Genomic DNA, 11524 nt, shown 5'->3' with positions numbered 1-11524 from the left:
AACCACTACATCCTGCGATCCCTGATCCACTCCGGCCAACTTCAAGACCGGATCAACGCACTCTGAATCGGGAAGAGCCACCAATTCCTCGATGCCATGCACCAACGGCGTCGGTTGTTGCCCCTCCTCACCAAGACCGCTTAACCAAAGGATGATCACAAAATGCTAATCGACATTCGGTGGCTGAGGTTCTTGCTGACGCATTGGCGCCAGCCGGCCCAATCCGACCACGAGTCCGACCACGAAGCACCTGCGGTCCCGGTGGCCGCGGCCTCGTCGCACACCGTGCCGCACGCCGCATAGCGTTCCACGGGGCGCAACCCGTCCAGACCCCCCATCCCGGCCTCGTGCCGAGGTGGGGGGTCTGCTTTGTCTGTGTGTCGGCGAGGACTTTCCTGCCCGTCCGGTGTCCGTCGGTTCCCGGCGATGATCTGCGGTCCAATTTGCGATAGACTCCGCAACTGCGAAAGAAACGCAGGAATTCATCCGTGTCCACGGGTGTTTCCCCGATTCTGACGGGCGTGGATCGCCGATCGGCAGCCCCTGTCCACGGCCGGTCGCGGTGATGGCGCAGCGCCGAAGCGATGCTGGGCGGGCTTGGCCGAGAGGAGTCGGCGACCGATGTCATCGCATGCGGAGCAGGATCTACCGTGACCGCGCCGATCTTCATGGCCAGCCCGCCGGAAGTCTGGTCGATCTTGCTCTCCAGCGGGCCGGGTCCCGGCGCTCTCCAGGCGGCGGCGGCCAGCTGGCAGGCGCTGAGTACCGAGTACGCCGAGGTCTCCGCCGAATTGACGACCGTGCTCGGTGACGTCGAGGCCGCCGCTTGGCAAGGGCCCAGCGCGGCCGCCTACGGGGCAGCGCACATGCCGTTTCTTGCCTGGTTGACCGAGGCCAGCGGCAAAAGCGCGGTGGCGGCAGCCCAACATGAGGTGGCCGCGTCCTCGTACGTGGCGGCTCTGGCCGCCATGCCGACGATGGCCGAACTGACCGCCAACCATGTCGTGCATGGCGTCTTGCTCGCGACGAACTTCTTCGGGATCAACACCATCCCGATCGCGGTCAACGAAGCCGATTACCTGCGGATGTGGGCCCAAGCCGCGGCAACGATGACCGCGTACCACGCGGTGAACACCGCTGCGGTTACAGCGACCCCTCAGACGGCACCGGCCCCGATGGTCATGAAGACCGATATGGACGGGATGTCACCCCCTGCGGGCGATCCGGCGAACGGTGGTAAGCCCCCAATGTATTGGATGATGGGTGACCATATTCCCCAGAGTCTCGAGGATTGGTATCACGCACTCTTCCCTCCCCAGTTCAATCCATTCGATCCGGGATCGTTCGGCAAGATGTCGCCGAGTTTGGTCAAATTCCTTCCTCGCATTGGTGAGATGTTCTCCGCGTATTCGGGAAACCCGGCGCAGCTCGCCCAGGCGATGTTCTTCCTCGGTGCCCAATTCATCGTGCACCGGACGTTGTTTTTGACCTGGATCGTGCTCAACAACCCGGCGATGCTAGGCACCTTCATCACCGCCAACCCGATCTACTCGGCCGGGCTGGCAGCCATTCCGATGGTGGCCGCACCCGCGGCCGCGGCGCCGGCCGCCGGTCTCACCGGCCTCGCCGGTCTGGGGGCGATCACTCCGGCGCCACCGGCGGTGGCTGCACCTCCGATGGCGCCGATGCCGCCGCCGGGCTCACCACCGTCGCCACCTCCCACGATGCCATCGGCGCCGACCACCCCGGCCCCGCCGCCACCGAGCGCGCCCGTGCTGCCCTCGACAGCACCGCCACCGCCCGGACCGCCACCTGCGCCGGTGCTGGGCCCGGAATCCACCATGGCCGCCCACAACGCGATCTATCCCTATCTTGCGACCGCGGTCAGTGCGCGATCGCGCGACGCGCAACGGCGCCGCAAACCGGCACCGGCTGCCGAGGAAGCCGACCAGGAAGCACCGGCGGCGACAGGGCAACCGGCGGAGGAGCGCCAACGGCGCCGCCGTCGCAAGAAAATGACCATGGTGGGTCGCGGTTATGAGTACATGGACCTCGAGCCGGGACCCGACGAGGGTCCTCCCGGCGGTGCGAGGGTCGTCGCGTCCGGGGTAGGTGCACAAAACGTCGGGTTTGCGGGCACAGCAACCGCGGCGGCAGCCCCGGCGGGACTCACCTCCATCGTCGACGACACTGCGTCGGGCCCGCATCGGATGCCCATGATGCCGGGCAGCTGGCACGGCGCTACTCCGCCGGAATGACCGACCGCGGCCACGGCCGCTGAACGATCACCGAAGACTGCGTCGCCGCCACCGGGGCTGGTCTTTGGATGCCGCCGCCTTGCGGGCGATCTTGTGGTTGGCGCCGGTGATCAGCCGCAACTGCAGCACCGTCTCGGTCCAAAACGCCCGACGGGGCGGGCGAGTCCAGGTGTCGTGGAACAGTCGTTTGGCCGCCGCGAGTCCGTCGGGGGAGCGGGTGAGCAACTGCGCGGTGAACGCCTCGGCATCAGCGAGAGGCTCGTCACTGACCTCGGTCACCAACCCGTACTCCTTGGCCGCCCGCCCATCGAACACCTCGGCGGTCATCGTCAGGCGCTTGGCAATGTCCATCGGCACCAGTTCACGCAGTGTGACCGATCCGGTCATGTCGGGGATCAGGCCATATTTGCCCTCCATGATGGAGAATTCGCAATCGGGCGTGGTGTAACGGAAGTCAGCGGCCAGGGCCAGTTGGAATCCCGCGCCGTAGCAGTAGCCGTCGACGACGGCGATCACCGGAACCGGCAGTGTGCGCCACACCCAGATGGCCTGCTGGAACAGGTTGGTCCGCTTGCCCGGCCACTTGCCGGCGGCCCGAAGCTGGCTGAGGCTGGACTCCTCTCGAAACACCGAGAAATCCAGTCCCGCACAGAAAGCCGAACCTGAACCCTGCAGCAACACCGCGCGGATATCACGGTCCTTCTCGATTCGTTTGGCTGCGGCGACAAGCCCCCGCAGCATCGCGAAATCCACGCCGTTGTACTTGTCGGGGCGATTCAAGGTGACATAGGCGACCTGATCACGTACCGACGTCACGACGCGGTCGGCGGCACTCAGCGATTGCCGGGGGTTGTTGACGGTCACGGAAACGCTCCTCCAGACGGTGACAACGGGAAATGGGTTACGCGGTCGAGTGGGGATCGTCCTCGGCGAGCAGCTCGCCGAGGAGCACCCCGAGCGCCAGATCATCGACAGTGCCCAACTGGGAGAAGCGCAGTCGGCCTTGACGATCGATCAGCAGTGTCGTCGGAGTGCCTTCCAACCGGTAGCGGCGCATGGTGGCGGGCATGCGATGTCCGTCGTCGTGGCGGTCGATACCGATCGGAAAGTCGAGGCCGAACTCGGCGACGAAGACTCTCAACGCCTCCGGCCCGGTCACGTCATGGTGCTCGAACACCGTGTGCAGGCCGACCACCGCAACCTGCGGGAAATGCCGATGAACCCGTATCGCTTGGGGCAGCCCGTAGTGCACGCAGCCCGGGCAGAGCATCTGAAACGCCTCGACCAGCACAACGCGACCACGCGACGACGCCAGCGGGGCGGGGGTGCCCAACCATTCGCAGACATCGAGCTCGGGGGCGAGCGCAGTCGAATCCGAGGACACGGTCATGGCTTCCACAGTAGGCGCGTCTGCCGGTGGTGGGGCCGCTCCTGTCGAGCCGATTCTCGGGTGTGAGAGTCTGAAGAAATGACTCAGGTCACAGGGCTGAGGGTGGCGATCACCGGCGGAGCACAGGGCATCGGCCGGGCGCTCGGGCAGGCACTGACCGCGTCCGGCGCGCGGGTCGCCCTCGGGGACATCCAGGATGCGGCGGTCATGCAGACCGCGACGGACCTGGGCGCGGTCGGCCGGCACCTCGACGTCACCGATCCGGAGAGCTTCGAGTCGTTCCTCGATGAGGCCGCCACCGAGCTCGGCGGGCTCGACGCCTTGATCAACAACGCCGGAATCATGCCGATCGGGCCGCTGTTGGCGGAGAGCCCCGACGTCATTCGCCGCGCCGTGGAGGTGAACCTGCTCGGAATGATCACCGGCACACGGCTCGCGGGGCGCCGTTTCGCCGATCGTGGCCGTGGCCATGTGCTCAACATCGCCTCGGTGATGGGGGCGATCAGCTCGCCGAACGCCGCCACCTACTGCGCCACGAAATCAGCCGTCATCGGATTCAGTGCGGCGCTGCGCCAGGAATGGCGGACCAGCGGCGTTGTGATCTCGGCGATCTGCCCGGGGTTCGTGCGCACCGAACTCATCGCCGGGATGACGCCGCCGCGACTTCTGGAACGTTTCATGGTTGTCGACCCCGACGACGTGGCGCGCGCGGCGATCACCGAGTTGCGTCGCGGATCCTCGCGCACGGTGTTCGTCCCCCGGCCGGTCGGCTGGATCGCGCGCGGCACCGGAGTTCTTCCCACCGCATTGGTCGACGGTGTGTTCCGCCTCGCCGGCGGCGAAAAGGTCACCGCCGGAATCGACCACACCCAACGAGCCGCCTACCGGGCCAGAATCGAGGGCCGCGATGAGTGACGGCGCACCCCAGACCCGCATCGAACTCAGCGGCCTGCCCGGAATCCCCGAGGTGATGCTCAGCAGCGCGCTGCTGGCGCGCCTGCCGCAGAACACCGCGCCGGCGCCGTGGCACTGCCGGTGCTCGGCGGTGGTCTGGCTGGCGCGAGGCGGTCGCGCCGCGGCGGCTGCGCTGCCCTCGGCGCTCGCCACGAACTCGGCGCTGGCGACGGTCGGTGGTTTCGTTCGCTACACCGACACCCCCGTCGGCCCCTACGACGAGGTGCTGGGGCTGGTCGGGTCCCGCAGCGGGATCACGCCGTGGGGCTCCGTCGCGCTCATGGCCGTCGATTCGGCGGCGAGCCTGGTCGGCGGCCGCACCAACTGGGCCATGCCCAAAACCCTGGCCCGATTCGACGGCGAACCCGCCGCCAACGCAACCATGACCGCCCACGGCGACGATGCGCTGCAGTGGCAGGTCAGCGCGCGCCCACGGGTGCTGGTGGGCCCGTCGGTCCCGGTCAAAGCCTCCGGGACCGCCCGTCAAGTGTTCAGCGACGGCAGCATCGGGGAGTCCCGGCTGCGTTTCACCGGACGTGTACGGCCGGCGCTGGTCAACGTCACCGTCACATCGGCTGGCACCCTGTCGAGTTGGCTGCGTCCTGGTCGCCATCTCGGAGCCGTCATCGACTCGGCGTCCTTCACTCTGGACGAGCCTCGTTTCCGGTGAGGCGCAACCGATTCGCGATCGAATCACGATAAGGAGCTTTGATGGATCTGACCTGGTCTGCTGCGGACATCGCGTTCCGCGACGAGGTACGCGAGTTCCTCGACGCCAAGCTCACCCCCGAGTTGCGCCGCGCCGGCCAGCTGATGACCAGCGTGTACGCCGACCACGAGGCCAGCATGCGCTGGCAGGCGATCCTGCACGAGCGCGGCTGGGCCGCCCCGGAATGGCCGGTGCGCTACGGCGGCTGCGACTGGACGATCGCCCAGCATTACCTGTTCAACCGGGAATGCACCCTGGCCGGTGCGCCGCTGCTCTCCCCGATGGGGATCAAAATGGTCGCCCACGCCATCATCGGGTTCGGCACCGACGAACAGAAGGACTACTTCCTGCCGCGCATCCTCACCGGGGAGGTCTTCTTCTGTCAGGGCTACTCCGAACCGGAGTCCGGGTCAGATCTCGCGTCGCTGTCGATGGCCGCGGTCGATGACGGTGAGGACCTGATCTGCACCGGCAGCAAGATCTGGACCACCCATGCCACCGAGGCGAACTGGATTTTCTGTCTGGTGCGCACCACCCGCACCGCCAAGAAGCAGCAGGGCATCACCTTTGTGCTGATCGACATGGCCTCCCCGGGCATCGAGATCCAGCCGTTGGTGATGACCTCGGGCGAAGAGGTCCAGAACCAGGTGTTCTTCGACGGCGTCCGGGTGCCGAAGACCAACGTGCTCGGCGCGATCGACGACGGCTGGACCGTCGCGAAATACCTGCTCAACTTCGAACGCGGCGGTGCGATGGCCCCGATGCTGCAGGTTTGGGCCGACGAGGTCGCCACCCAGGCGGCCGAGCAGCCGGCGGCAGGCGGAACCACACTGCTGGCCGACCCGGCGTTCCGGCTGAGGCTGGCCGACGCCCAGGTGCGCACCGAGGTGTTGGAGATCCTGGAGTTCCGGACGATCACCGCGCTGGCGCAGGGCCGTGACCCCGGACCCGCCGCTTCGATGCTGAAGGTCCTCGGTACCGAATTGAGTCAGACGATCAGTGAACTGGCCCTGCAAGCGGCCGGACCGCGCGGGCGCGCCTACCAGCCGCACGCGACCATGCCGGGTGGCCCGGTGCCGGACTTCGTGGCCCCGCCCGACGGCTACGTCAGTGGCGAGCCGTGGCAGGCGGTCGCACCCCTGCGTTACTTCAACGACCGCGCCGGATCAATTTACGCCGGCAGCAACGAGATTCAGCGCAACATTCTGGCCAAAGCGGCATTGGGGCTCTAGATGGACTTCACATTCACCGACGAACAGCAGCTGCTGCGAGACACCGTCACGAGATTCCTCGCCAACCGCTACACGATGGAGGACAGTCGCGCGGCGGCCAAAACCGGCCCCGGATGGCAGCCGGAGATCTGGCGGGCCTTCGCCGGCGAACTCGGCATCCTCGGCGCCACGTTCCCCGAGGAGCTCGGGGGCTTGGACGGGGGCCCGACGGAGCTGATGATCATCACCGAGGCCCTCGGACACGCCCTGGTGATCGAACCCTATGTCGAGACCGTGGTACTCGGTGGTGGGCTGTTGCAGCGCGCCGGCGGGCCGGGTACGCAGAGCCTGTTGCACCAGATCGCAGCGGGCACCGCCGTGGTCGCCCTGGCCGCCGAGGAACCGACCTCCGGCGGCGCCTGGCACGACATCAGCACCACAGCCCGCCGAGACGGTGAGCACTGGGTGCTCAACGGCGAGAAGGTCCTGGTGTCCGCGGCACCGTTGGCGACCCACCTGTTGGTGACCGCACGTACCGGCGGGTCCCGTCGTGACACCGCCGGCATCTCGGTGTTCGCGGTCGAGATCACGCCCGGCGCCCTGTCTTCGGGCCTCGCGATGCAGCCGATGCGCACCATCGATGACCGTCGCGCGGCGGATCTGACCCTGACCGACCTGCGCCTGCCCGCCGAGGCGCTGCTCGGAGACGAGGGGCAGGCGTGGCCGTCGTTGGAGCGTGCCTACGACGAAGGGGCCGCCGCAGTGGTCTCCGAAGCGGTGGGCTGCCTGCGGCGAGTGTTGGCCGACACCGTCGACTACACCAAGCAGCGCCAGCAGTTCGGTCAGCCCATCGGGCAGTTCCAGGCGTTGCAACACCGGATGGTCGACATGTACATGGAGGTCGAACAGGCCGTCGCCGCACAGTATCTGGCGATCTTGAAGCTCGATGCCGAGCCGCGTGAACGGGCACGGGCGGTGTCGGCGGCGAAAGCCACCGTCGCGCGCGCCGCCCGTTTCGTCGGCCAGAACGCGGTGCAGTTGCATGGGGCGATGGGCATGACCGAGGAGTTGGCGGTCGGTCACTATTTCAAGAGGCTCACCGCCATCGAATCGGAATTCGGCACCCGCGACCGACATTTGAACCGCTACGCAACACTGGTCGACGGCCGCTGAATCCCCGCCCCGTGCAGGATTAGGTAGGCTAACCTAATGCTGCGGGCGCGTGGGGTGACCCGGGTGTTCTCCTCCCGGTCGGATGCCGTGCACGCGCTGCGCGGGGTCGACCTCGACGTCGCCGACGGCAGTCTCACCGCGGTGCTGGGCCCGTCGGGGTGCGGCAAGACCACCCTGCTGCGGATCCTGGCCGGCTTCGACCGCCCCGACACCGGTGAGGTGTGGATCGGCGGTCGCCGAGTCGCTGGGCCCGGCGCGTTCATCCGGCCCGAGCGGCGCAGCGTCGGTGTCGTCGCCCAGGAGGGGGCGTTGTTTCCCCACATGACGGTGGCCGCCAACATCGCCTACGGGGTCCCGGTCGGGGCCGGCTTCGACGTCGACGGCCGTCGGCGGCGCCGCGCTCGCGTGCAGGAGATGCTCGAGTTGGTGGGCCTGCCCGACCTGGGGGACCGCCGCCCTGACGAACTCTCCGGGGGCCAACAGCAACGGGTGGCGCTGGCCCGCGCGCTCGCTCCCGGCCCGGCGGTGCTGTTGCTCGACGAACCGTTCTCCGCGCTCGACGCGGCGCTGCGGGTGGGGCTGCGTGAAGAGGTGCGCGATCTGCTGCGCTCCATCGGCGCCACCGCGGTACTGGTCACCCACGACCAGGACGAGGCGCTCTCGCTCGCCGACCAGGTCGCGATCATGCGCGACGGCACCGTCGTCCAAGCGGGCACCCCGGCCGGCGTCTACGCCCAACCGGCCGACCCGGAGACGGCGGCGTTCCTCGGTGACTCGATGGAACTGAATGTGCGGTGGCGACCCAGCAGCGAGGCCGGCCGGGTCGACGTCGACTGCCCGCTGGGCGCACTGCGGGTCGCGGCATCCGCGATCCACCCACCGGTGGGCAGCCCGGTCGGGGAGGGGCCGGAGGGAACGTCGGCGCGGCTGGTGCTGCGGCCCGAGCAGTTGATGCTGGCCGGCCGCGGTGCGCCGGGCACGGTGCTCACCGCGAGTTTCTTCGGCCGCGACGGATTGGTTCGGGTGGCCCTGGCCGACGGCACCCGACTGCTGGTGCGTCTGGACGGACGGGCCATGCCCGTCGTCGGCGAGCGGGTTCGGGTGCGGGCGGTACCGGAATTGGAGATCACCCCGCCGATGTCGGCATGATGCGGGGAGCAACGGGAGCCGAGAGCGGAGGAAACCTGCGGTGAGCACAGCGAAGAAACTGGCGGCGCTGGTCGCGGCGGTCGTGGTCGGGGCCGGCTTGGGCGCCTGCTCGAGCGGCCCCGGAGGCGCGGGCTCCGGCGGCGATGCCGGGACGTTGACGATGTACTCCGGTCAGCACGAAGAACTCGCCGAGGCATTGGCGGCCGGGTTCGAGAAACAGACCGGCATCCACATTGATGTGCGGGCCGGCAAGGACGCCGAGATGGTCGGACAGATCATCGAAGAGGGGCAGCGCTCCAAGGCCGACGTGGTGTTGACCGAGGAACCCGGACCGATCGGGGAGCTGGACAGCCGTGGACTGCTCGCCGCGGTGCCCGCCGAGATTCTCGAGGTGCCGGATCACCGATTCGTCCCGTCGACCGGGAACTGGTTGCCGTGGGCGGCCCGCTCCAGGGTCCTGTTCTACAACCCCGACCTGATCGCAGAATCCGACCTGCCGGCCAGCATCTTGGACCTGGCCGATTCGAAATGGAGCGGGCAGTTCGCCTATGCCCCATCCGGTGCGTTCAAATCCACCACCGCCTACCTGATCAACACCATCGGCGACCAGGCCACGCTGGAGTGGCTGGCGGCGATCAAGGCCAACGGGGTCAACGAACAGAAGAACGGCAAGGTCCGCGACAGCGTCGAAGCGGGTCAGCACGCCTTCGGGCTGAGCAACCACTACTACTGGTACATCCTGGCGCGCGACAAGGGCGGGCAGCAGAACCTGACCTCCCGGGTGGCCTACCTCAACAACGACGACGCCGGGGCGTTGATGCTCGCCTCGGGTGCCGGGGTGTTGGCGTCGAGTCAACACCAGAAGCAGGCACGGCGGTTTCTGTCCTGGCTGGCCGACCGCGACGGCGGCCAGCGGGTCGTCGCCGAGGCCAGCCCGCAGTTCCCGCTCACCCCGGGGGTCGACAGCGACTACCCGCTGCCCAGCCTCGCGGACCTGACGTTCCCCGACTTCGACCAGTCGTCGCTGCAGAACGTCGACGACGCGAACGCGCTGCTGATGCAGAGCGGGATCATCTGAGCGTCTCGACGCGCCGAGCCCCGCGAGCCCTGGTGGTGCCGGGGCTGCTCATCGCCGCGGCCGCGCTCGCGCCGGCGGCGTATCTGCTGTTGCGGGCCGGGTTCAGCGTCGCGCTGTTGCGCTCCCAACTGGCTGCACCGACCACGGTGCCGCTGTTGTGGAACACGGTGTGGCTGTTGGGTGCCGTCTGCGCGGGCACGGCCACGCTGGGGATCGGGTTGGCGGTGCTCATCGCGCGCACCACGTTGCCGCTGCCGCGGTTGTGGACGGTGCTGTTCACCCTGCCGCTGGGAGTGCCGACGTTCGTCGGCTCCTACGCATGGCTGGCGTTCTTCTACGAGTACCTGCCCGCGTCGCCGCTGATCTTCGGGCTGCGCGGCGCGGCGGCGGTGTTGACGCTGACACTGTTCCCCTACGTCTTCCTGCCGGTGCTGACCGCCCTGCGCCGGCTCGACCCCGCCCAGGAGGAGGCCGCACGCGCCCTCGGGCACGGACCGGTCGCGGTGTTCGTCCGGATCACCCTGCCGCAGCTGCGGCCGGCGATCGGCACGGGAGTGCTCATCATCGGGCTGCACGTGTTGGCCGAATTCGGCGCCGTGGAGATGCTCAACTACTCCACACTGACCACCGCCATCGTTCAGCGGGCAACCGTTTTGGGCATGCCGGAGTCGGCGCGGGCGCTGGCGGTGGTCCTCGCCGGCGGGGCGATCCTGCTGCTCCTGTTCGACCGGCTGCTGCGGGGGCGGCCAACCCCGGTGCGCAGCGGTCGCGGGGCGGCCCGCCCCCCGTTGCGGTGGACGTTGGGCCGGGCAACACCGCTGTTCGTCGCGCTCAGTGCCGCGGTGACGTTGGCGGCGTTGGCGATCCCGCTGTGGGTGACGGCGACCGGTCTGCTGCGTCGGCTCGGCGGAGCCGGCGGGCGGATGGACTGGACGGCACTGGCGGCTGCGACCACCCACACCGCGCAGTGGGCCGGGGCGGCGGCGCTGGTGGCCACCGGCTGTGCCCTGCCGGTCACTGTGCTCGTCGTGCGCTACCCGGGCCGGCTGACGCTGTTGATCGAACGGGCCACCTGGATCGCCCACTCCCTTCCCGGGGTGATCATGGCCCTGGCGTTGGTCTATCTGGCGGTGCGCTTCGCCTACCCGCTGTATCAGACCAGCGCGCTGCTGGTGGCCGGGTACGTGATCTTGTTTCTGCCGTTGGCGATCGGCGCCCAACAGGTCGGGATCGCCCAAGCTGCACCGCAATTCGAGGAGCTGTCCCGGTCTCTGGGCAAAGGGCCGGTGCGGACGTTCACCCGAATCACCGTGCCGTTGGCGTTGCCGGCCATCGGGGTGGGCGCGCTGCTGGTCGCGCTGGACGCCGGTAAGGAGTTGACCACCACGTTGCTGCTGCGGCCCACCGGCGCCCATTCGTTGGCGACGGCGTTGTGGGCGACCACTGAGGGCGAGGTGCTCGACTTCACCGCCGCGGCCCCCTACGGCGCGGTGCTGTTGGGGATCGGGGCGGTCCCCGCAGCGTTGCTGGCCCGCTCGACGCTCCGCGCCGACCGATGAAAACCGCAGGTCAAACTCGTTGATCGACGACGCGGGTAGGCTC

At 68.4% G+C, this 11524-nt stretch carries 10 protein-coding genes; 8 read left to right on the top strand and 2 right to left on the bottom strand.

Annotated features, from left to right (window positions below):
* The first annotated feature begins 650 nt into the window (after positions 1 to 650).
* Entirely contained in the window at positions 651 to 2258 is a 1608-nt protein-coding gene (locus B8W67_RS04660) for a PPE family protein (RefSeq protein WP_069390888.1), read from the top strand.
* 27 nt (positions 2259 to 2285) lie between these two features.
* On the opposite strand, the gene B8W67_RS04655 is transcribed toward B8W67_RS04660, so the two are convergent.
* Both B8W67_RS04655 and B8W67_RS04650 read right to left on the bottom strand, forming a co-directional pair.
* Entirely contained in the window at positions 2286 to 3122 is an 837-nt protein-coding gene (locus tag B8W67_RS04655; RefSeq protein WP_372507421.1) for a crotonase/enoyl-CoA hydratase family protein, read from the bottom strand.
* A gap of 37 nt (positions 3123 to 3159) precedes the next feature.
* Complete coding sequence (locus B8W67_RS04650) at positions 3160 to 3648, bottom strand: TlpA family protein disulfide reductase (protein WP_085302465.1); 489 nt, start codon at positions 3646 to 3648, stop codon at positions 3160 to 3162.
* A 78-nt stretch (positions 3649 to 3726) separates the two neighbouring features.
* On the opposite strand from B8W67_RS04650, the gene B8W67_RS04645 reads away from it, so the two are divergent.
* From B8W67_RS04645 to B8W67_RS04615, 7 genes are read left to right on the top strand one after another with little or no spacing between them, the layout of a single operon-like run.
* Positions 3727 to 4563, top strand: coding sequence for an SDR family NAD(P)-dependent oxidoreductase (locus B8W67_RS04645; RefSeq protein WP_085302449.1), 837 nt, complete (start codon positions 3727 to 3729; stop codon positions 4561 to 4563).
* Positions 4556 to 5272 (top strand): acetoacetate decarboxylase family protein, encoded by a 717-nt coding sequence (locus tag B8W67_RS04640; protein ID WP_069390891.1) that lies wholly within the window; start codon positions 4556 to 4558, stop codon positions 5270 to 5272. The genes B8W67_RS04645 and B8W67_RS04640 overlap by 8 nt, the downstream gene beginning before the upstream one ends.
* Before the next feature lie 41 nt (positions 5273 to 5313).
* A complete protein-coding gene (locus tag B8W67_RS04635; protein WP_069390892.1) occupies positions 5314 to 6543 on the top strand; it encodes an acyl-CoA dehydrogenase family protein in 1230 nt (409 codons plus the stop codon).
* Positions 6544 to 7695, top strand: coding sequence for an acyl-CoA dehydrogenase family protein (locus B8W67_RS04630; protein WP_085302447.1), 1152 nt, complete (start codon positions 6544 to 6546; stop codon positions 7693 to 7695). It abuts the gene before it with no gap.
* Between the two features lie 36 nt (positions 7696 to 7731).
* Positions 7732 to 8844: an ABC transporter ATP-binding protein gene (locus tag B8W67_RS04625; protein ID WP_084228486.1), complete on the top strand. Its 1113-nt coding sequence runs from the start codon at positions 7732 to 7734 to the stop codon at positions 8842 to 8844.
* Between the two features lie 40 nt (positions 8845 to 8884).
* Positions 8885 to 9922 (top strand): extracellular solute-binding protein, encoded by a 1038-nt coding sequence (locus B8W67_RS04620; protein WP_069390894.1) that lies wholly within the window; start codon positions 8885 to 8887, stop codon positions 9920 to 9922.
* 32 nt (positions 9923 to 9954) lie between these two features.
* Positions 9955 to 11481 carry an ABC transporter permease gene (locus B8W67_RS04615; protein WP_163797016.1) on the top strand — a complete coding sequence of 509 codons (1527 nt, stop codon included), beginning with the start codon at positions 9955 to 9957 and terminating at the stop codon, positions 11479 to 11481.
* The last annotated feature ends 43 nt before the right edge of the window (positions 11482 to 11524 follow it).

It is taken from the genome of Mycolicibacillus koreensis (assembly GCF_002104795.1).
Classification (GTDB): domain Bacteria; phylum Actinomycetota; class Actinomycetes; order Mycobacteriales; family Mycobacteriaceae; genus Mycobacterium; species Mycobacterium koreense.
Note: the sequence above shows the minus strand (reverse complement) of the source record. Positions and strands in the feature narration are given on the sequence as shown.